The sequence below is a fragment of the Brevibacillus sp. DP1.3A genome, assembly GCF_013284245.2.
GTDB lineage: Bacteria > Bacillota > Bacilli > Brevibacillales > Brevibacillaceae > Brevibacillus.
In genome coordinates this window covers 947,372-974,056 of record NZ_CP085876.1, presented here as the reverse complement: position 1 = coordinate 974,056, position 26,685 = coordinate 947,372, and the positions used below count along the sequence as shown (strand labels likewise).

General features: G+C 47.0%; 23 protein-coding genes. 7 read left to right on the top strand and 16 right to left on the bottom strand.

Features of this window, described 5'->3' with window-relative positions:
* Window positions 1-3 precede the first annotated feature (3 nt).
* Window positions 4-1,461 (bottom strand): aminotransferase class I/II-fold pyridoxal phosphate-dependent enzyme, encoded by a 1,458-nt coding sequence (locus HP399_RS04315; protein WP_173617010.1) that lies wholly within the window; start codon window positions 1,459-1,461, stop codon window positions 4-6.
* Between the two features lie 309 nt (window positions 1,462-1,770).
* Window positions 1,771-2,352 (bottom strand): TetR/AcrR family transcriptional regulator, encoded by a 582-nt coding sequence (locus HP399_RS04310; protein WP_173616891.1) that lies wholly within the window; start codon window positions 2,350-2,352, stop codon window positions 1,771-1,773.
* Between the two features lie 388 nt (window positions 2,353-2,740).
* On the opposite strand from HP399_RS04310, the gene HP399_RS04305 reads away from it, so the two are divergent.
* The gene (locus HP399_RS04305) at window positions 2,741-2,893 is read left to right on the top strand and encodes a transposase (RefSeq protein WP_255653915.1); all 153 of its coding nucleotides are present in this window, start codon (window positions 2,741-2,743) and stop codon (window positions 2,891-2,893) included.
* Between the two features lie 33 nt (window positions 2,894-2,926).
* Here HP399_RS04305 and HP399_RS04300 read toward each other — a convergent pair whose 3' ends face one another.
* Window positions 2,927-3,937 carry a fumarylacetoacetate hydrolase family protein gene (locus HP399_RS04300; RefSeq protein WP_173616892.1) on the bottom strand — a complete coding sequence of 337 codons (1,011 nt, stop codon included), beginning with the start codon at window positions 3,935-3,937 and terminating at the stop codon, window positions 2,927-2,929.
* Between the two features lie 165 nt (window positions 3,938-4,102).
* Here HP399_RS04300 and HP399_RS04295 point away from each other — a divergent pair, with 165 nt between their 5' ends.
* From HP399_RS04295 to HP399_RS04280, 4 genes are all read left to right on the top strand, one after another.
* A complete protein-coding gene (locus tag HP399_RS04295) occupies window positions 4,103-5,125 on the top strand; it encodes an MBL fold metallo-hydrolase (RefSeq protein ID WP_173616893.1) in 1,023 nt (340 codons plus the stop codon).
* Between the two features lie 446 nt (window positions 5,126-5,571).
* Complete coding sequence (gene hisC / locus HP399_RS04290) at window positions 5,572-6,687, top strand: histidinol-phosphate transaminase (protein WP_173616894.1); 1,116 nt, start codon at window positions 5,572-5,574, stop codon at window positions 6,685-6,687.
* A 449-nt stretch (window positions 6,688-7,136) separates the two neighbouring features.
* Window positions 7,137-8,036: a sigma-70 family RNA polymerase sigma factor gene (locus HP399_RS04285; protein WP_173617011.1), complete on the top strand. Its 900-nt coding sequence runs from the start codon at window positions 7,137-7,139 to the stop codon at window positions 8,034-8,036.
* A 233-nt stretch (window positions 8,037-8,269) separates the two neighbouring features.
* Window positions 8,270-9,565 (top strand): MFS transporter, encoded by a 1,296-nt coding sequence (locus HP399_RS04280; RefSeq protein ID WP_173616895.1) that lies wholly within the window; start codon window positions 8,270-8,272, stop codon window positions 9,563-9,565.
* A gap of 75 nt (window positions 9,566-9,640) precedes the next feature.
* On the opposite strand, the gene HP399_RS04275 is transcribed toward HP399_RS04280, so the two are convergent.
* On the bottom strand, window positions 9,641-9,823 hold the full coding sequence (locus HP399_RS04275) for a hypothetical protein (protein WP_007723975.1): 183 nt from the start codon (window positions 9,821-9,823) through the stop codon (window positions 9,641-9,643).
* 12 nt (window positions 9,824-9,835) lie between these two features.
* Window positions 9,836-10,666: a hypothetical protein gene (locus tag HP399_RS04270; RefSeq protein WP_173616896.1), complete on the bottom strand. Its 831-nt coding sequence runs from the start codon at window positions 10,664-10,666 to the stop codon at window positions 9,836-9,838.
* Between the two features lie 505 nt (window positions 10,667-11,171).
* On the opposite strand from HP399_RS04270, the gene HP399_RS04265 reads away from it, so the two are divergent.
* Window positions 11,172-12,095 carry a hypothetical protein gene (locus HP399_RS04265; RefSeq protein WP_173616897.1) on the top strand — a complete coding sequence of 308 codons (924 nt, stop codon included), beginning with the start codon at window positions 11,172-11,174 and terminating at the stop codon, window positions 12,093-12,095.
* A gap of 42 nt (window positions 12,096-12,137) precedes the next feature.
* Here the strand turns inward: HP399_RS04265 and HP399_RS04260 are convergent, their stop codons facing one another.
* Window positions 12,138-13,220, bottom strand: coding sequence for a DUF5050 domain-containing protein (locus HP399_RS04260; protein ID WP_173616898.1), 1,083 nt, complete (start codon window positions 13,218-13,220; stop codon window positions 12,138-12,140).
* A 207-nt stretch (window positions 13,221-13,427) separates the two neighbouring features.
* On the opposite strand from HP399_RS04260, the gene HP399_RS31080 reads away from it, so the two are divergent.
* The gene (locus HP399_RS31080) at window positions 13,428-14,465 is read left to right on the top strand and encodes an alpha-helical endospore appendage domain-containing protein (protein ID WP_228088441.1); all 1,038 of its coding nucleotides are present in this window, start codon (window positions 13,428-13,430) and stop codon (window positions 14,463-14,465) included.
* A gap of 41 nt (window positions 14,466-14,506) precedes the next feature.
* Here HP399_RS31080 and HP399_RS04250 read toward each other — a convergent pair whose 3' ends face one another.
* The 10 genes from HP399_RS04250 to HP399_RS04205 all read right to left on the bottom strand — a co-directional run bounded on the left by HP399_RS04250 (window position 14,507) and on the right by HP399_RS04205 (window position 26,657).
* The gene (locus HP399_RS04250; protein WP_173616899.1) at window positions 14,507-15,481 is read right to left on the bottom strand and encodes an ABC transporter ATP-binding protein; all 975 of its coding nucleotides are present in this window, start codon (window positions 15,479-15,481) and stop codon (window positions 14,507-14,509) included.
* Entirely contained in the window at window positions 15,478-16,524 is a 1,047-nt protein-coding gene (locus HP399_RS04245; protein WP_173616900.1) for an ABC transporter ATP-binding protein, read from the bottom strand. The genes HP399_RS04250 and HP399_RS04245 overlap by 4 nt, the downstream gene beginning before the upstream one ends.
* Window positions 16,500-17,480 (bottom strand): ABC transporter permease, encoded by a 981-nt coding sequence (locus tag HP399_RS04240; protein WP_173616901.1) that lies wholly within the window; start codon window positions 17,478-17,480, stop codon window positions 16,500-16,502. The genes HP399_RS04245 and HP399_RS04240 overlap by 25 nt, the downstream gene beginning before the upstream one ends.
* A complete protein-coding gene (locus HP399_RS04235; RefSeq protein WP_173616902.1) occupies window positions 17,477-18,448 on the bottom strand; it encodes an ABC transporter permease in 972 nt (323 codons plus the stop codon). The genes HP399_RS04240 and HP399_RS04235 overlap by 4 nt, the downstream gene beginning before the upstream one ends.
* Window positions 18,449-18,533: 85 nt before the next feature.
* Window positions 18,534-20,273, bottom strand: a complete 1,740-nt coding sequence (locus tag HP399_RS04230; RefSeq protein WP_173616903.1) for a peptide-binding protein — start codon at window positions 20,271-20,273, stop codon at window positions 18,534-18,536.
* Between the two features lie 208 nt (window positions 20,274-20,481).
* A complete protein-coding gene (gene ltaE / locus HP399_RS04225; RefSeq protein WP_173616904.1) occupies window positions 20,482-21,537 on the bottom strand; it encodes a low-specificity L-threonine aldolase in 1,056 nt (351 codons plus the stop codon).
* The gene (locus tag HP399_RS04220; protein WP_173616905.1) at window positions 21,534-22,790 is read right to left on the bottom strand and encodes an ATP-grasp domain-containing protein; all 1,257 of its coding nucleotides are present in this window, start codon (window positions 22,788-22,790) and stop codon (window positions 21,534-21,536) included. The genes ltaE and HP399_RS04220 overlap by 4 nt, the downstream gene beginning before the upstream one ends.
* Window positions 22,765-23,817: a PLP-dependent cysteine synthase family protein gene (locus tag HP399_RS04215; RefSeq protein WP_173616906.1), complete on the bottom strand. Its 1,053-nt coding sequence runs from the start codon at window positions 23,815-23,817 to the stop codon at window positions 22,765-22,767. The genes HP399_RS04220 and HP399_RS04215 overlap by 26 nt, the downstream gene beginning before the upstream one ends.
* On the bottom strand, window positions 23,807-25,333 hold the full coding sequence (locus tag HP399_RS04210) for an argininosuccinate lyase (protein WP_173616907.1): 1,527 nt from the start codon (window positions 25,331-25,333) through the stop codon (window positions 23,807-23,809). Before HP399_RS04210 ends, HP399_RS04215 begins: the two co-directional genes overlap by 11 nt.
* Before the next feature lie 52 nt (window positions 25,334-25,385).
* Complete coding sequence (locus tag HP399_RS04205; protein ID WP_173616908.1) at window positions 25,386-26,657, bottom strand: MFS transporter; 1,272 nt, start codon at window positions 26,655-26,657, stop codon at window positions 25,386-25,388.
* Window positions 26,658-26,685: the final 28 nt, after the last annotated feature.

Here is a 26,685-nt window from a genome sequence, read left to right as displayed (position 1 = left end):
TGGTTATTCCTTGATGACACGTATGGTCTGTAGCGTGGGGTCTTCAAAGCCTTGTACGGGTAAACCTGCCTCTAAGTTTTTCTTCGTATAGATGAGGTTCTCTTCCGAAATGATCTCACCCGGGATAAAGATCGGAATACCTGGCGGATATACCATGACAAACTCCGCGATAATTCTTCCCACGGATTGTTCGACGGGAATCATCTCTGTCGGTGCGTAAAATGCATCACGCGGGGTGACAGCGAGCACCGGTATTTTCGGAAGCTGCATTTTCGGGCGGCTTTTTCTGTTTCCTTGATCCTCGGCCCCGGCAGCCAGCTCCTCCAAGGCATAGACAAGGATTTGCAAATCTTCTTTCGTATCGCTTGGGGTGATAATACAAACGATGTTGTACAGGTCAGATAGCTCTACCTCAATGTTATAGCGATCACGGAGCCATTTTTCAGCTTCATACCCTGTAATGCCGAGGTCTTTTACCGAGATGACCAGCTTGGTCGGATCATAAGCAAACGCTCCATTTGTCCCGATAATTTCTCTCCCAATGCAGTACAAATGATTAATTTTATTGATTTGTGCTCGTGCTTCGTTTGCCAGCTGAATCGTTTGATCCAATAGCGCTTTCCCGGATGTCACCAACCGCTTTCTCGCCACATCGAGCGAAGCAAGCAGTAAATAGGATGTGGACGTCGTGGTGAGCATGCTATAGATAGCTTGTACACGCTGAATCGAAACGAGATTTCCCTGAATGTTCAACAACGAACTCTGCGTCAGAGAGCCTCCTAATTTATGCATACTACTTGCTGCCATATCTGCACCAGCTTGCATCGCCGATAGTGGGAGCTTGGGGTGGAAGTGAACATGTGAGCCATGCGCTTCATCTACGAGTACAGGCACTCCTCTGGCATGCGCAATTTGAACGATACTCTTCAAGTCACCGGCAATTCCGAAATAGGTTGGATTGATGACTAGAACTGCCTTTGCATCGGGATGCTGTTCCAATGCTTTTTCCACAGCTTGTGGTGTGATTCCATGTGAGATCCCGAAAACAGGGTCTATTTCTGGATGTAAAAAGACAGGAGTAGCACCGGATAAAACAATTCCGCTCATGATAGATTTGTGTACATTCCGTGGCACGATGATCTTATCGCCGGGATTACATACCGCCATAATCATGGTCATAATGACTCCGCTCGTACCCTGAACAGAAAATATGGTGTGATCAGCGCCAAAGGCTTCAGCAGCCAATTCCTGCGCTTGTTTGATAATTCCTTTTGGTTGATGCAAATCATCTAATGGTTCAATGTTAATCAAATCGATGGAAAGTGCATTTTTTCCCATGAACCATCGAAATTCAGGATCCATCCCTTTCCCTTTCTTATGACCTGGTATATGGAATTGGATTGGATTCTTCTGGGCATGCTTTCTCAGCCCGTTAAAGAGCGGCGTTTGCCCTTGAATCAACATTTTTCCCACCTCACTATCCTTCCGTGTTGTTTGAATGAGTGATGTTTCTGGGCTGATTATAAGGTAAGCGGCTCCTTCCTTCATGATCCAATCTTGACTTTTATGAACCATCCAATTTGTGTCCTACTGTTCGAAACTAATAAAGTATTAGACTATTCAATCCTTCCATTCAAAAAGGCCAGTCAAAACACAAAATAAAGTGTTAGACTGGCCTGGTTTATTGAGCTATCGATACCCGTTAACGCCTTGTTCTAGAGTTAGAGCTGCGCAAGCAGTCTTCGGCGTATTTAAATAAATCAACAAAGCTTATGACTGAGACAAAATTCCTTTAACAAACAATGAGACACTGTACTTATAGAACTCTTCCCCGGTTACGAGTTGAGACTGATATTGCCGGTGAATCAGCTCGCTCATCTGAAATCCGTAGCACATCGAGAGAAAAGACATGGCGGCAAGACGTTCATCCTGTCTGGCTATAACTTTTTTCTTCTGCAGGCGCTCAAAATATTCAACCAGCAAGGAGTGCAGCTTCACTGGCGGATCGGCCAGCACTCTGTCCAATTCGGGAAGCATTCCTTTTTCGCGGATGCCAATCAAAATGATATCCGCATTTTTATGGAAAAACAAACGGTACTGCCGGCTTACATTCAGCAGATCGACTTCCGGATTATCGGTTGCGTCCTCTTTTAACAGTTTCTCAAATTGCGGGAAATCCGAATGGCTTTCAATAATGGCTTCCAATATGCCTTGCTTGCTTCCAAATTGCCGAAATATCGTAGATTCATTGACTTTAGCTTCCGTTGCAATGGCTTTGGTGCTTACTCCCCGATAGCCCTTCTTTTTGATGAGCCGTGTCGCGGCTTCAATGATTCTGTCTGAAGTATGCATTGTCTTTCTCCTTTTGCATATGTTAAACCTATTCTACTACAAGTTTTGCATATTCAGCAGGGTCGGGGTTCATCATTTTCATAAACGTTTATTTAAAGTAGGATCAATCCAATACATAGTGCTTGAATAATAGAAAAACATCTGAACATTCCGTAAGATGGTTGTGCGACCAATCCAACTGTGGGGAATGACAGATGCACAATCAGTATACCGAGATTAATTTCATTATAGTCGTTGAAATTAATTGTTCACTTCTTACTTGGAAATTCCTCTCCAAAAGACTGTCCAAGCCGACTCCAGCTTCTCGTTAATTCGCTCTGGACTTGAATCATAGAGTAACTCCAGCATCAAGGCATCAACAATCCCAGTAAATGCACTAGCCGGAATAGTGAATTACCATCGTTGTCGCTGGACGAACGCTGCCGTTGAGGGGCGAAACAATCGAATAAAAGCTTTTCAGCGTAGACACTATTTTACTCGAAACCGCGAACGTTACGTGCAAGGTCTTCTCGTAGAATGCAACTATGCGCATTATGGTTAAAATTGAATCAAGCACTACCTTTGGGATTGAGCCTTAAAGTAAATCGCTTCTTTTTTCCCAGCGGCTTGGTTCCGTAATCTTTACATGATCAGGCACCAATTGTGTGAGCGTGCCTAATTTACCGAATGTAATCTGGATTCGGTCAGAGGGCAACAGCCATTGTTCAGTCTCGATTGAGCAGCAATCCGGTATCGTCCCCATTCCTATAATCGTGCCTGGGAGCGGCGTGAAAACTTTGAGAACCTCCTCCATCACTTTTACAGGGTGTGCAGAATACTCGGATGTGCTTCCCTTCCAGTGCAGTCTCTCCCCGATACGTACATCCACATCCAGTCCCAGCGGGTTGTCGATTTCATCCGGCGTAACCAGAAATGGTCCTATTCCTTTGCTGCGATCAAAATCTTTGCAGCGCGTCGGTCCGGTCAGCGCCTGGAAATCCGGCCACTGCACATCGCGGACTGTACTGTCGTTAAAAATAACATAACCTGCAATACAATTCCCCTTCCCTGTAACAAAGGCCAGCTCCGGCTCGATATCCAGGTAGGAAGAGTACGAAGGCCAATGAATCGTATCCCCATCGCCAATTAATGCATTATGGTTACACTTGTAATAACTGAAAATTACTTTATTCGGGTCTTTCTGGAATTTTTCGGTAATTTTTTGTTTAAGCTCTTCTCTTTCCGGTCCTGTATATTCTCTTTGCAGCAGATTTACGCCAGCATTTCTTAGATGTCTTGGCGTCAGCCCGAAATCGATAAGCGCAGCCGGATTCGGAACCGGCGGCAGCAGTTTTACCGCTACAATCGGACAGATTTCATTTTCATTGAATTGGTGCGGCTGTTCGACAGCATATTGCATCAATTCCTTAGCGGCATCATAACTTGCTGGCAAATAATGAAGATAGCTGTCCATACTTTCAAGACTATCAAAGAATGTTCCCTGCTTTTTCATGATTGCAGCAAAAGACACAACAAATTCCTCGTTAACTACAAGCCCAAACAAAGGTTCATGGGATGTCTTGGTTTGAAAGGTTACTAGCTTCATGTTGCAGCGCCTCCATCCATGTAGTGTGTTGTTATTCTGTTACTATCGTAAAGCATGGAGTAAATGCACGCAAGCGCACGCTTGCATTTATATTTTCCATTCTCTATAATACAGACATAGTTCGTACGCCTTACCCCAAAAACATAGACGCAAAGGAGAATCTTCATGAAGTATGGACGTATTATCCAAAAACCTCGCGTTAAATTTTTTGAAGTCGCAGATGGCGTCTTCGCCGGTATTTCGCCGTATCGCGGCATCAGTTGGGCCAATGCCGGGTTCATCAACAAGGGTGAAGGGCTGGTGTATGACACGTTCTTCGATTTGTTCCATGCGCGGGAAATGCGGGAGGCTTTTACGGAAGTAAGCAACGGTGGCTCTCCCGCATATGTGGTGAACTCGCACTATAACAGCGACCATGCCTGGGGAAACAAAGTGTTTAAAGATTCTTGTATTATTATGCACAAGGAAGCGGCCAGAGAGCGTTTCACCGAAAATATCGCCTGGATGGACAGCGTCATCAGAAGAGGAAAGGATTCTCCGGAATCGACTTCGGGCGAGCGGTTTTTTGCAGCGGAATTTGAAGGATTCGACCTGGAAGGCGTAGAATGGGTGCTCCCGAATATTGAGATAAAGGACGATATCAACATCCGTCTTGGCGATACGGAAGTTATGATTTACAACGTAGCTCCGGCCCACTCTGACAGTGACTTGCTGCTGTGGATGCCAAAAGAAAAAGTGCTGTTCGCTGGCGATGTCGTGTTTAACGGTTGTACGGCATACAGCGAAGAGGGAACCCTCAATTGGGTTAAAGTGCTTGATCGCATTATTGATGAAATTAAACCCGAAATCGTTGTTCCAGGACATGGTGCCATCTGCGGCCTGGACTTCGTGAAGGAGCAGAGAGACTACCTCCTGAACCTGATCAGTGAGTTCAACAAGCATTACAATGACGAAATTGATTCCTTGTCCCTGACAAAGCAAATTGATATTTCCCGCTTCCTTCATTGGATTCAGCCAGAACGCTTGTATGTTACAGTGGATATCCTATTGAAAAGCAAACGAGGGTTACCACCCCTTCCAATTTGGAACGAGGTGCCTGCTAAGCTGGAAGACATGAAAGTTTTTTTGGCCGGAAAATATGGCGATCAGATCAAACAATGGGACCCTATGAGTGTTTGGCAAGAATAGCAATTTGAAGCTAGCGTACGAAAAACAAAAAACGGTCCTGTCGCAAATGATGCGAACAGCGGCCGTTTTTTGAATTGTTCCACGGAATTAAAATCGGCGCCTTAGAACCGACTATGTAGAAAAATGGAGATGGACTTATGACTTATTAGTAGAACTCTTCTAAAACGATATAACCGAATTTGATGTTTAGTGTATTTCTCTTCTTTATTGTGATTCCAAGACTTTTGGCGGTAGCCACCATCACTAAACTGTCCGTTAGTTGAATAACTGGCGCCAGTCTAACACTTTATTTTTCGGTCTAGTACTTTATTTTACAGTCTACAACTTTATTTGTACGGAACACCTACCTCGTAATTGGTCTGTTTCATCTTTCGCGAATTGGCTGGTTACACTGCTGGAGATTTCACTTACAGTGTTGCTACCATGAAGTTTTGGAGGCCATATAGATGAAAAAACTACCCACGACACAATCGCGAAAAACATTAGAAAAGATACAATCCTATCAACCTGGAATGCCGATTTGGGAGATTAAAAAAATGTACGGACTCTCTCATATCATTAAACTAGCCTCAAATGAAAATCCACTCGGCCCATCCCCAAAGATCATCCGCGCCATTCTCGGTGCGCTCCCGGAGCTGCATCGTTACCCGGATGCCAATACAACGACGCTGAAAGAGCACTTGGCTGATCATCTTGAGTTAAGTCCGGAGCATTTAATCGTCACGAATGGCGGTGACGAACTGATCAAGCTCATTTCCGAAACCTATTTGGAGCCTGAGGACGAAATCGTCGTGCCTTCTCCGACCTTTAGTGAATATGAATTCGGCGCACATCTCATGGAAGCTGTCATCAAAACGGTTCCGCTTGAGGCCGATTATGCATTCAATGTTTCCGCCATTTTGGCAGCCATCACGAATCGAACAAAGCTTGTCTACCTTTGTTCCCCAAACAACCCGACAGGCACCTATTTGTCTCGTCAGGACTTGACGGCATTGCTAGACCAACTGCCAGATGGGGTGCTTGTAGTACTCGACGCTGCTTACAGTCACTATGCAACGGCTGACGACTACACAACGGGAATTGAATTTGTCCGCCAAGGATACCCTGTTCTCGTCTTGCAAACCTTCTCGAAAATTTACGCGCTTGCCGGTATTCGAGTCGGATTTGGTGTCGCTCACCCTTCGGTGATCCAAAAAATCCTGAAAGTAAAAGAGCCGTTTAACGTCAATTCATTGGCACAAACAGCCGCCATTACCGCCCTTGCTGACGTGGAGCATTTTGAAATATCCCTCACGGAAAACACCAAAGGCCGTAAGCAGCTGTATGATGCATTCGCTGAAATGAATATCCCTTATACCGTGAGTATGTCTAATTTTATCTTGGCAAAATTGGGACCAAATGCGGGTAGGATTTATCAAGAGCTGCTGGAAAGAGGCATCATTTTGCGGTACGGAGACACTTGGGGGTTACCGGAGCATATTCGAATCAGTGTAGGTACGCTGGAAGAAAATCAAATCCTCATACAAAACCTCCGTGAGCTATTGCTTATCGTAGGAAAATGAAGAAAAAGCACTGGATAGAAAATGGCCGGTCGGGCTGTCGAGATAGTCGACAGCCATTTTTTGATTCCAGCAACAGGTTAAAACATGAAAAAGATAGCACTACACCTAGCAAAAGCAAGTTAGATGCAGGCTCTTGCTCGGGTTTCGCGGCCATGCCCTCCACAAATATCATTGATTTGGCTTGGCCGAAGATAGGCAAGGAAGAGCGTACGGCTCGGAATACCTGTTTTCTATGCGGATGTAAATAGAGATTTGCCCAGGGCTTGTAAGGATTGAGTCACATCGGGAACGATCATAGCAGGACTATCCATTCTTGTCCTTACTATGTTGACAAATCGCCCCACGGGACTTGTGACAAAATTAAATGATCGGTATTTGTCACATTGCTAAGAGTTCATCCGTCAGAATTTATATAGGCTTTTTTATTTTTGTGCGAGGGAGTTTAAATGATGAGCGAACAGGTTTGGTTGGCAAATATATTCGAATCACACCGAAAGCACCTTCAGGCAGTCGCTTATCGAATGCTTGGATCATTGAGCGAAGCGGAGGATGCGGTACAGGAGTCTTGGTTACGTCTTAGTCGTGTGGATGCAAGCGACATTGAGAACATGGGAGGATGGTTGACCACCGTTGTTTCACGGGTTTGTCTCGACATGTTACGCTCGCGAAAATCTAGGCGCGAAGAATCGATAGAAACTCAATTGCCCGATGCTTTCACAAGCCAAGAGAATATTATTGACCCCGAACAAGAAGCCATATTGGCTGATTCTGTCGGTATTGCATTGCTAGTCGTGCTTGGGAATTTGAACCCTGCGGAACGCATCACGTTTGTGCTGCACGATGTTTTCGCCATGCCCTTCAATGAGATTGCGCCTATTTTAGGTAAGTCAAAGGTCGCTACTAGGCAACTTGCGAGCAGGGCACGCCACCGTGTTCGCGGGGCGAAAGCAATGCAGGAAGTCGACCATGCTCTCCAACGCGACGTCGTTCAAGCTTTTCTTGCCGCAGCGCATGCTGGCGATTTCGATACTCTAGTAGCTGCGCTCGATCCGCACGTTATACTTCGTGACGATCGTCAAACAGGCTCTTCAAGAGTAACGCGAGGAGCGGTTGCTCTAGCGAAACAAGTTTCGGGACGTGCACAGAAAGCAGCACAACTAGCCCTTGTTAACGGAACAGTAGGAATCATTGTGGCTCCTCAAGGAAAATTGCTCTATGTACTCAAATTTACAATGAGTCACGGAAAGATTACGGAAGTCGACTTGATCTCCGATCCTGAGCGCATAAGTCATCTTGATCTGAAGACATTGAACACCGTTGAGCCACGGCATACAGATGATGTCGTCTAAAACCACATGAAAAGACCCCTTTTTTGCGAAAGGGGTCTTTCTCTACACGCTGACCGGATAGAAAATATCCGGTGTTTTTGCTTTTGCAAAGTGTTTACTAAGCTGGATTCTCCTTGTGTTTACCCGTCGCCAATACTATACTGAATGCAAATTCCCCAGTCATTTCCACACGAAAGGATGACTGAAATTTCATAACTTCACGAAAGCTTTCTCTCCATAGAAAGGTGGATCAGATGTCACTCAAACCTGAAGATTTACAAAGCTACATCGACTCCCCAGATAAACAGCAAAGACTATACAAGCGAACGCTCTGGATCGTTGTCATCTCACAAATTTTTGGCGGTGCAGGACTTGCGGCAGGTGTCACCGTAGGGGCTCTCCTCGCTCAGGATATGCTCGGTTCGGAAAGTCTCGCGGGCATCCCTTCCGCATTGCTCACGTTTGGCTCTGCTGTCGCTGCATTGCTGGTGGGTCGACTCTCTCAACGCTTTGGACGCCGTTTGGGTCTCGCTAGCGGCTTCTTAGCCGGAGGTATTGGCGCAATTGGGGTGGTTATCGCAGCCGTCGCAAACAGTATTGTCCTTCTGTTTGCTTCCTTAATTCTGTATGGGGCTGGCACCGCTACTAACCTACAGGCCCGCTATGCAGGCACAGACTTGGCAAAGCCTAAACAACGAGCGACTGCTGTAAGTATTGCCATGGTCTCCACTACTTTCGGGGCCGTTGCAGGACCAAACCTGGTGGAAGTCATGGGACGATTCGCTACATCCATCGGTGTCCCCGCACTGGCTGGTCCTTTTATCTTGGGGGCCGCAGCCTTTATCCTCGCTGGTCTCGTATTTTGGGTTTTGCTTCGACCGGACCCGTTCATCGTTTCGAAAGCAATCGCAAAAGCACAACAGGTGGATCAGAGCTCGCCGTCCTGTCTGAATGAGAATCAGCTTGCAAGCAACAACCGTGGAATCATCGTGGGAGCCACCGTTATGATTTTGACGCAGATCGTCATGGTGGCCATTATGACAATGACGCCTGTGCATATGAAGCACCACGGACATGGTCTCTCTGAAGTAGGCATCGTCATCGGTTTTCATATCGGTGCGATGTACCTCCCCTCTCTCTTGACGGGTGTACTCGTTGACAAGATCGGTCGCTCCACAATGGCATATGCTTCAGGTGTCATACTGCTTGCAGCCAGCATGACTGCTGCTTTCGCCCCAGCCGATTCGATGCCGCTACTCATCACCGCTCTTGTGCTGCTCGGACTGGGCTGGAATTTTGGATTAATTAGTGGCACAGCGCTCATCGTAGATGCAACGCAGCCCGCCACTCGTGCGAAAACGCAGGGAACGGTTGATGTATTGATTGCCTTGGCTGGTGCATCCGGTGGAGCCCTATCTGGTATGGTCGTCGCAAATGCCAGCTATGCAACACTTTCACTTGCCGGAGGCGCTTTATCGCTGTTGCTGGTCCCTGTCCTGATATGGTCCCACAGGAAGAGCAAACACAGTGTAGAGATCTCCCAAAACTAAAGCCACCCTTAGCAGGTGGCTTTTCTTCTATCCCAAGTATCCCGAAACAAAAAATAACACTGCCCACAGGCAGTGTCATTTTCCTCCAACCACTTTATTATCATGTCGCTCATTCGGACTATGCTCATCTACAATCTGTTTTAAGCTAGCGAAGCCAGGAGTAAATTTGCTGTTGGGAATCTTCTTCTTGGAAGAGAGATTTTTCGAGTAAACAGCAGTTTCGTTGCCTCTTTTCGCGAAGAACTCAGCTAATTTCATCGTATCCCACTCCTAACTAGCTCTCTTTAAGGTTTTGACCTTATTAACAAACTTGGTAACAAATCCTAATAGTAACATATACGTAGTCAACCGCTCGAACTCCTGCATATTTTCGGGAGTAAATGTGTCATTCTTGTAAACAGCGACCGCGAATCCAAGCCTGAACTTGCCGAAGTTTTTTACAATTGCAAATTGTTCAATATCCGTATTTTGAATACGTCCCTTTACTTGTTTATCGGCAATTCTGCAATCCTCTTGAAGCATGGAAGACAGTAATAGCGTACGTACTGTGTCAAAATCTTTCAACTCGGTTAAGTAAAACACTTCAAACTGCTTGTCATTATTCGTAGGTACGATCCAATAACAGCATAGCTCGTCCGGTTTCAATCCATAAATCGTCTTTACTTCCATTTCAAATGCCTTCATAAACGTGATCGCATTCGCATTAATAATAGCTGTTGATTGACCGCTGCCATCCAAACTGTAAATCGCATTAGCCAATTCTTTCTCACAATATTTCACTTCCATCTGGAACTCGATGTCGTTCCCTCTAATCTTGTCGCAGATGAACAAAACGATGAATACCATACCTGCCAAAATGGCGGAATACAAGATAGACAAGCCTAGAACAGAGCCTAATGACGCTAGTTTGTTTTCCTCATGTGGCGGTGCTAGGATAAGCAGCCATTCGATCGGTTGAAACATCCACTTATGTATGACTGCTATCAAATCTGGCAGCAAACCTTTTAACAATTCAAATACGAGCCATGAGACCAGAACGGACAAGATGCCAAGAACAGAAAAAACAATCTTTACATGGCTCTGCACGAGATTCTTTAGCACCTGTAAACCTCTCCTCCTGGTAAAGTTTTACATTATTTTAACATTATATTCAGATTCTACAAATAGGAAAAAACTACCTACATTTAGGTAGTTTTTTAGGCGTTTCTATCGTAATCGTACTGACTTTTTGATTCCCTATGTACTGTATCGTCTGCTGTACAATCTTGCTGTTTTCTTCGATTCTCTTTAGCGGTTTAAATGAACTCAACAATTGCATATTCCCCCTATCGGTATACTGGGTGTACTTCGTAACGGAATGCTCCCTTATTGGTCTGCCCATTTTTCACCTCTATCAAACACGAAATGATCATCATGCCCTTCATCCGTCTAGGTAATACCCCATACCTTATGCCGTTCTGATTTTGTTTATACCCCTCTTCTGGGTGCTGCTTTTCCACTGTTAGTGACGGTTTTGTTACAAACAATGTTGCTCCCATTGGCACAATAACCTTCCACAAACCTTGCCATAATAAAGGATAATCCAAACGAAAAGGAGTTAGTCAGAATGAATTCAGTGATATCGAAGAATGAAACCATTCTTTCCTATATCATTGCCATAGCGCTTATCTTGCTCATGGTAGCGGCTTCCGTCATACTCGATGATCCCGAAGTCATTCTACCTGAAATAGCAGCGATGGCGATTGGTATATGGGTATACCGAGAACCAGGATGGATCAGACAACCTTCTAAAATTTTTGTGGCTCCGTCGATTACGGCTGCAATCGGATTTGCTATAAATCAAGTAGACTTGCCGTACCTTGGAAAAGTCAGCATCACACTCGTACTCATGATGCTCTTTTTACGAATCATCCAATCGAATTTTGGACCATCCCTTGCCACTGGCTTATTACCTCTGGTCACGAATGCAGTTGAATGGTCTTTTATGATCTCCGTCGTCATGCTTTCCTTCATCATCATGCTTGGCGTTCTCGCCTTCAAACTGAATGGCGGCCTGGAGAAGAAAGTGAAGATACCGTATCAGTATATGCTCGTGTTCTTGATTTTGACTTTCGTATGGATCGGTTTTTGTTGGATGGCTGGTTACCCACAGTTAGCAGCAATTCCGCCCATACTCGTCGTTGTATATGAATCTCTTCACAAGCCGATGTTCAACGGCAAGATGGCCTTCAAGCTCGGACTGGTGTTAACCATATCGGCGACAGTCGGTACATTGCTCTACTTTGCGATTGATTCGTGGGTGATTGTCACGCTGCTCGACATGCTTTTGATGCTTGTTTTATTACGCATCGTCGGCATGCGTGTCCCAGCTGCATACGCATTTCCACTTCTTCCTTTTGTCTTTCCGGACGAAATGGTAGTCATGCTGCCCGTGAGTGCGCTCATCGCTTCTATATTCATGTTTGGCTCCGTGCTCATGTACAAGAAGTGGGAGAGAAAAAGAAGTCAGCTTCATGCCCCGAGAAATTAGCCCATAACAAAAGAGCCACCCGCCTTGGGGTGGCTCTTATCCTTACTTCGCCTTTGGGGTTACCTTTTCCACTTTGTTTTCGCCCATCTTCACTTTGAATAGTTCTCTTTTATCACGATCGGAAGCTTGATAGTCGTAAAAAAAGATAAAATCTCCCCCGATGTTTATTGCTTGACTGGAAATGCTACCTAATGGATACAGCGGGGTTGTCTTGCCGTCCGCCATATTCATTCTGCCTACCGTATGTGCGTCCTTTATTTCTGAGATGTAGTATAGATGCTTCCCAGCGACAATGATCGGATTTTCTGCTGGAGGCAACCCTTTCTTGACGAGAGCGGTTTTCCCATCCTTTAGTCCGATTTTATAAACATCGACGACGCCTTTATCGTTTACCCATTTTGTGTAGTAAATGAAATCACCAGACAGACCGATAAGGGTCATCTCTTTTTCTTTGCTTACTACCTTTTTCTGCGTACCATCCCGCTTCATTTTATATAATTGACGACTTTCATTGGTATAGAAAAGCCAATCCTGATAGAAATAAACTTCATCATACTGGTCAAGCAGCTTCTTCTGATTTTTGCCATTCGTGTCCATCCGGTACAAAGGACCGTAGCCGTCTGCGTAGTAGATGATATCCCCCACTACATACAATCTGTATACGTTATTGCGATCCCCTTCCGCAAGACTACCGCTTTTGATGACTGTTTTCGAACTGCCATCTGTCTTGATTTTCATGAGCTCCGTTACATCTTCATACGTACCATTGATATCGTAATTGGGCATCTCCAGCTGATAGATTTCTTTAAAAGGCTTATTGCGCGTATAGTAAATCCAGTCATCTACGACATTCAAATTATCAGCCCAATCACTGCTCAACTTTTGAAGGGAGCTTCCATCCTTTTTGATTTTGTATAAGCCATCGTTGTTATAAAAAATCCACTCTCCTTGAACGGCGACAAAGCTTCGGTCTGAATTGATATTGACAGGATCGCTACCCAACACATTTATTACTGGCTTTTTGGTTGGCTCAGTCGCCAATGTTTGTTGATTGCCAAAACCAAAGACCACCAGACATACTGCCATCGCAATGGTGATTATCCATTTCCCTTTATGTTGCACCATGCATCCCTCCCGTTCATAGCCTAATATAGCCACAGCGGAGATATCCCCCATTCCTATACAATCCGGCAACACTGATTTATATGTACCAAAACGAATTTGTTTTTACCTACCTTTATATGGATATTTAGGAAAAATTATTTATATAACAACACGAACACATTTGAACAATGGGACGAGTTCTATTTATGATTTTCAGGAGGGATAACCGTGTCACAAGCCAATTTGCCAAATATTACTCCGACCATAACACTCACGCGTGCCGACGCGATTAATTTGTTATTGTCCTCAATCGCTATAGAAGAGCTAGGGTTAGGACATATCATTAACGCGGAGAGGGAAAAGCTTCCGTTTATTCTGGGTACGCTTCCAGGAGTTACCATCCCGCCAGCAACGATCAGCGATCTTTTGAATGTCAATCAAAGTGTACAAGACACGATAAAAACCATCATGCAAAAGGAAAGCATCTTGCAAAGTAAACTTGATAGTATATTAAACACGCCTATTTCAATCGGACCAACTGGAGCTACGGGTTCTACTGGGGCCACTGGGACAGCCGGAACTACTGGGGCAGCTGGAGCCACTGGGGCAGCCGGAGTCACTGGTGCAACCGGAGCCACTGGGACAGCTGGAGCTACTGGGATAGCCGGAGCCACTGGTGCAACTGGAGCTACTGGGATAGCCGGAGCCACTGGTGCAACTGGAACTACTGGGATAGCTGGGACCACTGGGGCTACTGGAACAACCGGGGCTACTGGGACAGCAGGAGCCACTGGAACAACCGGAGCCACTGGGACAGCAGGAGCCACTGGCGCTACAGGACCACAACTGACCAATAGTGCGCATGTCTATAATTTGACTACGGTTATAACAACCGTTGCTAATCAGCCTGTCGCCCTCAGTAACAACGGCGTCATAACGGGAACCGATATTACCCATGTTGCAGGCTCACCTGATATCTTACTGGCAGGCGGCCATACTTACTTTGTCACTCATTCTGTCAATATGACGAACAACACACCTTCTGCCATGTTTCTCGCACTGAATGGAGTTCCTGTTCCAGGTTCTGGATATACGATTATTGCTGAAACACCCCTAGCCTTTACCTATTCCGCTATGATAACGACTCCTGTCGGGGCACTCAGTGTCCTTAACCTCGTGGCGGCAATCATCGGAACAGTCTTTTTTGCAGAACCGTTCCCTCCACAAACAGCCAATGTCAGTATTACCGTTATCGAGTTATTTTGAGAATAGAAGAAGCCACCCATCATGGGTGGCTCTTTCTCTCTCTATGCTAAAGGGAAATGACACGCAACCTGCCGATCCTGCCCAACCTCAATCAGCTCGGGAATCTCCTTGCTGCATCTCTCCTGCGCCATTGGACAACGAGGATGAAAACGACAACCTGACGGCGGATTGGCCGGAGATGGTACATCCCCTTGCAGGACGATCCGCTCTTGTCGCCGATGCGGAGTAGGCTTCGGAATCGCCGATAACAATGCCGCCGTATACGGATGCAGTGGCTGTGCAAACAAGTCATCCGTTCGTGCAATCTCCACCATTTTCCCCAAGTACATCACGCCTACCCGATCAGAAATATGGCGTACCACATTCAGACCATGCGCGATAAATAGATAGGTCAGCCCCATCTCTTTTTGTAATTTCATCATCAGGTTTAAAACCTGTGACTGTACGGACACATCCAGCGCAGAAACAGCTTCATCCGCCACAATAAACCGTGGCGAGAGTGCAATCGACCGCGCAATACCGATCCTTTGCCGCTGTCCGCCGGAAAACTCATGCGGATACCGATTTCGCCTCGAAGGATCGAGTCCCACCAGACTCATCAGCTCGACTACCCGCTCATCCATTTCCTTTGCAGATGCACGCAGATGAACCCGTAACGGCTCTCCAATAATATCGCTTACCAAAAATCGTGGATTCAATGAACCAAACGGGTCTTGAAAGATAATCTGCATATCCCGTCTCAGCTTCAAATTTTCTTGTCTATTCACCTGATGGATATTGGTTCCGTCAAACAGCACTTCTCCGCTCGTCGCCCCTTGCAAATTCAGCACAACACGCCCCAGCGTCGACTTCCCGCAGCCGGATTCTCCTACGAGCCCGAATGTCTCCCCTGGCCGAATTCCGAAAGAAACATCATCTACGGCTTTTACTTGACCGATGACACGGCTCAACAAGCCAGCCTTAATCGGAAAATACTTTTTGATTTGTTTTGCTTCGATCAAATATTCCTGGTTCATTGGCGTTTCACCTCTGCTTTGCTTCCAGCGACTGAATTGGCACGCTGATTTATTCTGAATTGATTGCTGACATCTTCATTCAACCAGCAAGCCACTTGTTGTCCCATAACAACCTCGCGCAAAATAGGTTCCTCTTTTCGGCATTTGTCAATCGCATGCGGACAACGCGGGTGAAAACGGCAGCCCGTCGGCAATTGGGTAATGCTCGGGATGGTGCCTTGGATCGTGTACAATTCTGCGCCGCGCTCCCCTTCAAATCCAGGAATGGACTGCAGCAACCCAATCGTGTAAGGATGCCGGGGCTCGTCAAATATCCGTTCGACCGTTCCTTCCTCCACAATCGTTCCTGCATACATCACCGCGATACGATCCGCCATCTCTGCTGCTACCCCCATGTCATGGGTGATCAGCAAAATCGACATACCCAATTCCTTTTGTAGCCGTCTGAGCAAATCCAAAATTTGCGCCTGAACCGTAACATCAAGAGCAGTAGTTGGCTCGTCTGCTATCAGCATTTCCGGGTTGCAGGCCAAGGCCATCGCGATGACAACACGCTGGCACATCCCTCCAGACATTTCGTGTGGGTACTGCTTCACTCGTACTTCCGGCGCCGGGATCCCAACCAGACGAAGCATCTCGATCGCTTTTTTAAACGCATCTTTCTGGTTCATATTTTGATGCAGCATCAAGCTCTCCGCAATTTGATCGCCTACTGTAAACACCGGATTGAGAGCCGACATCGGGTCTTGGAAGATCATCGCGATTTTGTTCCCGCGAATGTGCATCATTTCATCCAAGTCCTTTGCCGCCAGATCCTGACCGTGAAACATGACGTTCCCACTCTGAATAAATCCGCCCGCATAATCAATCAGTCGCATGACCGCAAGTGACGTCACACTCTTTCCACTGCCGGATTCCCCTACCAAGCATACCGTCTGTCCTTTACCAACGTTGATGCTCACTCGATCCGTGGCTTTGACCGTTCCGTCATCCGTAAAGAAGCAAGTGGTCAATTTTTTTATTTCGAGGATGTTGCGTTCCACTTGTTCAGCCTCCTTTTCGGGTTCTTCTTTTTCTTCCGTGGGTCGAATGCATCGCGAATGCCGTCTCCGACGAAGTTAACCGCTAGCACCACGAGCAAAATACAAAGACCAGGATAAAGTGCTTGCAAAGGATCGACCAGCATGAATTCCTGTGCCTTGCTCAGCATTAATCCCCAGCTTGTTTCAGGCGGTTGAATTCCCAAGCCTAAATAAGAGAGACCTGACTCTGACAGAATGGCCGAACCAACCATGAGGGTCGCGTACACAATGATGGGAGCCATTGCATTACGTATCAGATGACGCGTAATAATGCCCCAGTGCGAAACACCAATCGCCCTCGCTGCTTCCACATACTGCATTTCCCGTAGCTGCAAGAACTGCCCGCGCACCAGACGTGCCACACTTGTCCAGCTCGTCAGCGACAAAATCAGGATCATATAGACAAATTCCGCTCCGAAGAGAGCCAGAACCAGAATGTTAAAGAACAGACTCGGAATGGAGTTCATCACGTCAACGAGACGCATGAAGCAGGTATCAATCCAGCCACCGAAATAACCAGAAATTGCTCCAATCAGCGTCCCGATGACAACCGCAGCAAAAGCAACGCTGAAGCCGACCAGCATGGACACCCGGCTGCTATGAATGAGGCGGGACAAGATATCACGACCGAGCTCGTCTGTTCCGAGCACATGTCCTTCTGTTCCAGGAGGCAGGTTGGTAATCATAAAATCAATCTTTGCCGGATCATGCGGTGCAACCCAATCAGCAAACACAGCAATCCCAATAAAAAACAGGAGTACGATCAAGCCAGAAACGGCATATGGATTCCGCATGAATTTTTTGCCCGCGGTCGTCCAGAGTCCAGGAGGTTTTTGGCCAACAGGATTCGTCGGAAGTTGTCCACCCGGTCGTTTCGTTTCAACAACATTGTCATCTTGAAGCTGTACTTGACTCATGCTGCCCTGCCTCCTTTGCGTCCAAGCTGCACGCGTGGATCAACCAGTGCGTAGATTAAGTCGGCAAGCAGGTTTCCGATAATCACCATCAGTGAAATCAGCAACGTGATCGACATCAACACAGAATACTCACGGGCTACAGCCATTTCCACAAACAGACGCCCCATGCCTGGCCAGTTAAATACACTCTCTGTCAATGCTGCACCTGCTACCAGAGTCGGCAAATCCAATCCGATGATCGTCACGACAGGAATCAGTGCGTTCCGCAGAGCATGGCGGAAAATAACGCGTCTTTCCTTCATCCCTTTGGCACGTGCCGTCCGAATATAGTCTTGCTCCAATACCTCCAGCATACTGGCACGCGTATATTTGACATAGGCTGCGATGTTCACCAGTGTTAACACCGTAACAGGTAGAATCAAGTGCAAAATGAGGTCGCTTACTTGTCCCTCTTTCCCCATCGTGTACATGTCAGATAGTGGGAGCAGATTCAGCTGCATTGCGAAAAACTGCTGTAGCATAATCCCAAACCAGAAGGTCGGCATCGCGAATCCGAGATAGGCAACAATGGAGGCAATCTGGTCAGATAGGCCGTATTGTTTTGTGCTATTGTAGATTCCCCACGGGATGGCGATCAGCATGGAAAGCCCCCACGCTACAGACATGAGCACAAACGTATTCCAGACCGTCGGCCACAAAATATCACCAACAGGAACGTTATTTTTAAAGGTATGGCCCAAATCCCCCTGCAACAAATTTCCAACCCATTTCATGTATTGAATGTAGACTGGCTGATCCAACCCCATATTTTTCATCTGGATGAGTTGTGCTTCTGGGGACATTCCCGGTGAGAGCATGACTTTTAACGGTCCTCCCGGTGCTGCATGCATCAGTCCAAACGACACCACGGTGATCAAAAATAAGACAAGCACAGCTTGTAGTACGCGGCGTACCAAATATTCAGTCAATCCAGCATCCTCCTTTCGTTTGAAAGGGGAAGGGACATAAGGCTGCCCTCCCCCTTTTCCTATTGCTAACCGCTACTAGCCAAGCTTATTTTTTTGTATCGTCGATCCACCAGTTCAGGAAACCAAAGGTCTCCCCATATGGAATCATGGATACTGGTTTAAACTCATCCTTATATTTGACGCGAGAAGTCATGCCTCGTGGCGTTCCGTACTGATACATGAATACGTATGGCAGGTTCGTCGAGATTTCTTTTCCGACTTCTTTATAGATTGCTGCGCGCTCCTCTTGTTTAACCGTGGATACAGCTTTTTCCCAGAGCGCATCCAGCTTCGGATTGTCGTACCAGCCAGCGTTGTTGCCAGGCGGGAATGCCTTTTTCCCGAAAGTAGAAATGCCATCCGGATCTGGGTCAGACAATTGCCATCCGAGTAACAGAACCTGGAATTTACCAGGGTTGGCATACTGATCGACAAGAGCCGAGAAGTCTAATGCTTTTGGCTTCGCTTCAATTCCGATCTCTTTCAAGTTTTGCTGAATAACGACTGCTGCCTGTTCACGACGACTGTTCCCCGAGTTGAAAATGAATTCAAAGGAGAACCGATTGCCGTCTTTGGCAAGGATTCCATCTGACCCGGCTACCCATCCGTCTTCTTTCAGCAATTGTTTTGCTTTCTCTGCACTATATTCGTAATGGACTGCTGCATCGCCCGGGTCTGCCCATGTACCTGGCAGGAACGGTGCATCCATAATTTTTCCGGTTCCTTTCAAGATATTGTCGATAATACCTTGACGATTGATTGCGTGAGCGATGGCCTGACGCGTTTTTTGACCTTCAAACAACCCGTAGTTGTTCGGGAAGTTCTTCTTGTCGAAGTTGAAGGCAAAGTATTCATAGCTAGGACCTGGCTCCGTCGAGATGTTGATCGTTCCTTTCGCCTTTACCGCTTCGAGCTGCGTGACAGGAATGGAATCTACCAAATCAACGTCACCTTTCATCAGAGCCTGTACTTGTGTGTTTTGATCTGCATAGATTTTGTACACAACCTTTTGGATATGCGGCTTCTTTTCGCCCCAGTAATCTGGGTTAGCATCTAGCACATGGAATTCCTTTTGTTTCCACTCCGACCATTTGAATGGTCCGGAAGTTGGCGTCTTGGCTGGATCTTTTCCGTAAGAATGTGCTTGCAATTCTTTAAACGGTACGTCTTTCAGCACGTGAGCTGGTGCCAACTTTTGCATTAATCCAAAAGCAAACGGAGCGTACAATTGAGTCAATTTGATTTCTACGGTGTAATCATCCAGTTTTTTCATCTCTTTAACTTTGTCGTATTTCGTAATTTCTGGTGATCCAGTCTCAGGAGTTTTGATGGCATTAATGGTAAAAATCAAGTCGTCAGCCGTGATTGGCGTTCCATCCGACCATTTCGCATTATTCTTCATCTTGATTGTGTAGGTTAAGCCATCTTCACTTACTTTTGGCAGCTCAGCTGCAAGGGACCAAGGGTAAACCGCTAAATCAAAGGATGGGTTTCGATTATACAAATACGCCTGGGTGTACTCCATCACATCACCGGATGCCGTGTCATTTCCGAAAATCGGATTGATCGTGACGATGTCAGACGTCGTAGAATGCGTGAACGTTCCACCGTCTACTGGCTTCTCATCATCCGTACTGGTCGCCTGAGGAGCTACCTGCTCCACCGGTTTTTGTGTTGGTGCTGGTGTTCCTGACGAAGCATTGTTCCCGCTTGAGCAACCGACCAACAGTGCGCCGGTTAACGAGAGCAACGCCAACGGCTTCAACCAACCTTTCCCTTTTTTCAAATCAATTCCCCCTCTTTCACTTGTTTTCAAGCCTTTTCCATAATGGGTAATACATCCCAAGACTTGTCTTTTTAATATTAAATAATTTTCTGTTATTTGAAAATATTTTCCCTTTAAAATATTTGAAAAAATCGGATGATTTTATATTCTTTTATAAACCTTAATAACAAATCCCCCTTCTCATGAAGGGGGAGCGTACATGTCTGCTCTACACAGTTTGGAACTGCAACAGTTCACGTACGATGCTTAGCGCCTTGTCGATATCTGCTGTCTCAATACCGGAATGAGTTACTGCTCGAATTCTGCCGTGACCGAGCTCAGCTACGCGCAGCCCTTGTGCTTGCGCTGCTTCTATGAAGGTCTGCCACGTATGGACTGGGTGTTCAATCCGGAAGAACACAATATTGGTCTCTACATCATCCACATGAGTCACGATTCCTGGAATCTCCGCCAGACCCCGTGCCAAGCGAAGGGCGTTTGCGTGATCGACTGCCAATCGATCCGTCATTTGTTGCAAAGCAACCAGGCCTGGCGCTGCTATAATTCCTGCCTGGCGCATACCGCCACCCAGCATTTTGCGAAGACGATACACTTTCTGAATAAAGTCTTCTGATCCGACGACAAGGGAACCAATCGGTGCTGACAACCCTTTCGACAGACATATTTGCACGGAATCCGCATAACGCGCAATCTCAGCCACATCCACGTCAAGAGCAACTGCCGCATTGAACAAACGTGCACCGTCCATATGAACAGGCACAGCCTTTTCGTTCGCAAATGCGCGAACCTCTTCCAAATAAGACAGCGGTAGAACACGTCCCCCCATCCGGTTATGCGGGTTTTCCAAGCAGATCAAGGACGGCAATGCGAATTGTGGATCTTCTGGCTCCAACGGAAATACCCGCTCCATATCAGCAATGTCCAACCTTCCATCTGGCTGCGTCGGAATCGGTTCGTACATAATGCCGCCACACACAGCCGCGCCGCCCGCTTCATAGATGTAAATGTCGGTCTCATTGCCTACAATGACTTTGGAACCGCGAGGACAATGCGCCATTAAGGATGCCAGATTAGCCATCGTTCCACTCGGCATGAGAATGGCTGCCTCTTTGCCCAGCTTCTGGGCCGCTTCTTGCTCCAATTGGCGAACCGTAGGATCTTCCCCATACACATCGTCACCGAGTACCGCCTCTTGAATTGCATGCATCATCTGACTTGTCGGCAAAGTGAATGTATCGCTTCTCAATTCGATCAACGGTTTCATACCCCACTCTCCAATTGCTGACCTACTTGTACTTTCAGGCTGTCTTTCACCTGCTGGATCAGCTCAGCAGTCTCGCTGTAATGCTTGCCTTCCACGATGACATAGCCGAGACGATGCGAGAAATTTTGCGGAGGCTGGACGCTTTGACCGATTTTTGCATGAACGGCCACTTCAGCAATCCCTGGCAGGTTGCGAACGTTATCCATTCCATGTATCCCGCTAAAGGTTCCCTGACTCTCTGACACGAGAAAATGAATGCCTGCATAACGTTGCTCTTCGACGGTTTGAGACAATTCTGGCGCAAGTCCAGCCGCACACCGAATCTGTTGCAAAAGCAGATCAATCCCTGTTGAACGACGAACCAGCTCTGGAATCATTCCACCGGCAAGCCTTGCGTTGACCTCGATGACAACACAACCTGCTGGTGTCCACTTCACTTCTGTATGGGCAGCACCAAACTGGTAGTTCACCGCCGCTAACGCCCTTTCCACTGTTCGCTCGATCTCCTGCTCCTCTTCTGCCGACAGCGGTGCAGGGAAAATATGCCCTGCTTCCACGAAAAAGGGATATCCCGTTAACCGTTTCTGGGTAATGCCAATGACAAAGCATTGCCCTTGCCACGAGAACGTCTCCACGCTAAATTCAGGGCCCTCTACATACTGCTCCAGAAGAGCTGTTCGAGCTGTTTCCTGGCCGCGCGCATTGTACTTGATCGCAAGGATTTCCGCTGCTATTTGCTCCACTTCATCCCAGCTAAAGCACAGCCGTACGTTATTCGACCCACTATCGTCAGCAGGCTTTACCACGCAGGGCAGAGAAATGGAAGACCGCGCTTCCATTAACGCCTCCATAGAGCCTATCGCCACAAACTCAGGCTGAGACACTTGCTGACCCTGAAGCCTCTCGCGAAATATCGCTTTATTACGGCAGGCCTCAATTGCCTCCAGAGAATTTCCAGTCCAACCGAATTTCCGGGCCAGCTTGGCTACCGATTCGAGGTAATAGTCGCTTGTCGACATGATTCCGGCTATCTCTCTGCCTTCCTTAATCACTTGTGCTACACTGTCAGTCAGCTCCGCTTGAGAATTCGTATCTGTCACGACAACGTGACATTCCAACTCATTCAAACCGTGGTAACGTTCAGGCTTTTCTGTGAAAAATACGGGCTCGAACCCCAACTCGCGCGCCTTTTTAATAGCGAGCATACCTGTCCCCGTCGTATTTGCTTCAACGAATAGAAAGTGTTTGTTCATTCGGATACATCCCCATCAATTTGGAATAGGACCAGCTAGTCACGACTGTCTGTGGTTCCACACATTGTGGCGTGTCGCGCAGGTTCGTTTGCATCAGACCCTTGCTCTCTCGGTAGGAGTGGCTATAGATCGTATCGACATAACGATCCCCTCGATCCGGCAATATGGCCACGATATTGCAATCACTCCCGACTTGGCTCGCTAACCAGTTGGCTACGGCGTACACAGAACCCGAGCTGTTGCCAGCAAAAATATGCTCATTACGGGCCAACTGAAGCGTAGCCGCAAATGCCTCAGCATCGTTCAACCAATGCACTTCATCGATCATGGAAAAATCTACATTCTTGGCGATCAAACTGTTTCCCAAGCCACCTTGTAGACGCGTTGGCTGATCGGGCTGTCCGAATATCACACTCCCCGCTGCATCAACCGCCACGACGCGCAGCTCCTTATAATGACGTTTCAGTTCTCTGGCGGTCCCGGACAAGGAACCCCCACTGCCGACTGCACCAACAAGCACATCAATTCGTTCAAGGTCTTGCATCAACTCGGATGCCAGCGCAGCATATGCACGCGGATTTTCCGGATTATCGTATTGTCGAGGCCAGAACGCTCCTGGATACTCCCTCATTAATTCTTGGAGTCGTTCCAGTCTGGCGCTTTGCCACCCTTGTTTCCCCATCTGCGAAACCACGTGAACATGGCAGCCAAGCGAGGTCAACTTGGCATAGGTAATTGGGTCAATTCTCGGATCAGTCACGATGTGTACGTCGTGCCCCAACTGGCGCCCAACCAAGGCCAAACCGCAAGCCAACGTTCCTGACGAGCTTTCGATAATCGGCATGCCCTCCTGAAGTTCTCCTGACTGTATCGCTGCCAAGACCGATTGCTTGGCTACACGATCCTTCATGCCGAACGGATTCATTAACTCGAGCTTTGCAAATACGGAACCCACTGCCTTTTCATCAAGTCTCAGCTTGACCAGAGGAGTATCCCCGATTGTATCTGCCAACTGTTCATAGCGCATCGACGCTCACATCCTTCCCCTGCTTGCCAGAAAGCAACCTCTTCATTACCCTCTCCCGCCTTTCTTCAATCGCCTGCAATTGCCCTTGTCGATCTTGCCACTCCCGTTGTAGCTTCTCTGCATGCTCCCTCTGTGCTGTCAGCATCTGCTGTACTTCCTCGGGGTTCGTGGAGCCCATTGATTTCTTCACGTACAAGCCCCCCTGCACATCGAAGGAAGCAGCGAGGAGTGCAGCCGTATCTGGTACTTGAAAGCCTGCTTCCTCGCAAGCTTCATAGAGTAGCCGTGGATCTCCCGGCTCCGGCGATACACCGTGTTCCAGCGCGCTAACGATGTATCGGCCTGCGATTACCTGGGCTGTACGATACGGAATCTCACGCTCCAACGTCAGCAAATTCGCAAGAGTAAATCCTCCAAAGAAGTCCCGTTTACATATATGGAGCAAACGATCCTCATTGAATTGCAAATGATCGATAACCGCTTTTAACAGGCGCAGCAACGTTTTGGTTTGTTGAAACAACGTCAGAAGATGAGTGCCTGCCTCTTTGGACGTCTCTACCAAATTCGTGAAGGCTGTATTGCGCTGACCTAGCACCATATCCATATAAAATCCGGTTAGATGCGCACTCTTCCCCCGGATACGCTCCAGGATCGGGAAGTTTCTTTTCTGTGGCATGGCAGAAGATATTCCGGATAGCTCATCCGGCAATTGGAGGAAGTTCATTTCGCTGCTGCCCCATTGAATCAAATCCGTTGTAAATCGGGAGACCAATACTGAGAAGTTGGACAGCTCTCCTGCCATTCTCAAAACCCATTCCCGAGACGCGACCGCCGACAACGCACTCATTCGAGGCTGTCGGAACCCAAGCAGCTTGGACAACCGTTGACGGTCCCACGGCAGTTCTACCCCAGCCATGGCCCCTGCCCCAAGCGGGCACTGATTCATTTCGTCATAGATTTGTATCCATCGATTCATGGCTTGCAAAAATTCACCGTTAATAGAGGAAAGATAGAACCCAGGGGTAATGATTTGTGCAGATTGATAGTGAGTATATCCTGGCATGGGGACAGAACGATATTGATCAGCGCGTGTATGCATCGATTGAATAAGCTGTCCCAATTCCCCCATCGTCTCTAGCCATTGCGCACGACCAAACATCACTTGGGCGCACGCTTGAACATCATTGCGGCTGCGATCCATATGCCAACACGGTACCGGTCTCGGGAGCAAGCCTTCAATATAACGCTCAAGGGCAAAGGAGATATCAGACATATTCCGTCCGGGGTCAGGAGCTATTGTTTCTGGTGTAGCGGCCTGAAGTGCCTTTGCGATAAGCAAGGCGTCTTGTCGTGTAATCAAGCTCATTCTGACATATTCCAAAAGCATGGCGAATTCAATCTGAATATACCCAGGCAACAAATGATCGACTTCATATTTGAACTGTGGTTCCAATACTTCATCATGCAAGAGGCGGCTTGGTGTCGAAGCAATTCTGCCCGTTAATTTTACACTCATGCAAAAAATACACCTCGCTTCCGACTGAGTAACGATCCAACCAGGAATTGTACTAAAGAGAGATACCCCCTGATTTCTGTTCCGCATAATCGTAGTGATGTTCTTTTTTCATTCTCAAGTGTGGATTCATCAACATGAGAACCACAACGAGAAGTCCCGCTCCGCCAATAATTCCAAATATCGTAAATATGGAAACAAGACCTGTAGTCAGACCTACCAGGAAGACGGAGACTGGCATGGCGCACTGAACCATTACACTAATCAAGCTCGATGCTCTTCCCAAAACTTCTTTAGGCACCATCAAGGTGATCAACGTACTCATTTTGATATTGACGAATGCCGAGCCTATCCCATTCACGAAGACACATATGACTTGCCAAACAAGTGGAATGCCAAACGCAAACATTCCGATTCCGATACTGAACAGACTAATGCCACAGCAAATGTAAATAATCGCATCATATCGATTCAAATAATTAACACATAGAGACCCCAGCAAAATCCCGATAAAAAAGCTGATCTCGAGCATAGCCAATTCGGTAACATTGGTAACGACCAGAGGCAGCAAGATCGTTTCTGGAGCCGTCAAAAAATTGAGGATGGTAAAATAAATCATGCAGTTTCGCAAAAAATCATGCTTCGTAATCGCATGGATTCCATCCTTCAAATCCGTCATGATCATCTTGGCTGTAAACTCACTGACAGTAGATAGGACAAGCTCCTTCTCGTTAATCCATAAAATAATCAGTGCACCTAACAAATAGGTGACGACATTCAAAATAAAAGCATATTCCATTCCAAACGCGATCACCCCCGCTGCCAATGCAGGAGCCGCCAAACTGACAATCGTTTGAATCATCTGCGATAAACTTTGGGCTTGCGTCATATGTTGTTCGGGAACCAGCGTCCGTATCGCTACCGTGAGTGCTGGCCTAAAGAAGGCACTGACTGTAGTCAGCAAAACGGCAATGATGATCAGTGCAGCAGGATGTAGCATGTTAAACAAAAACAACAGGACGATGCATAAAATGAGCACAGCTCTCAATAAATGCGAAACGACCATGATCCTCTTTTTATTTCCTCGGTCAACAAAAACGCCCGCGAACAATCCGAATATGATCAATGGAATGGTCTCCGCTGCCAATAAAATCGACATTAACAAAGGACTTTCCGTCAAAACCTTCATTAGCCAAATAAGCGCTAATCGATACACTCCATCTCCCATATTCGAGACAAATTGCGAAAGGATTAAATAGCGATAACTTTTCAAGCTCAGCAACGCCCGAAAAGATACCTTTTCATTAACGCTTACTGGCTGTTCCATCTCGATAATCCACTCCCAATACGAACGG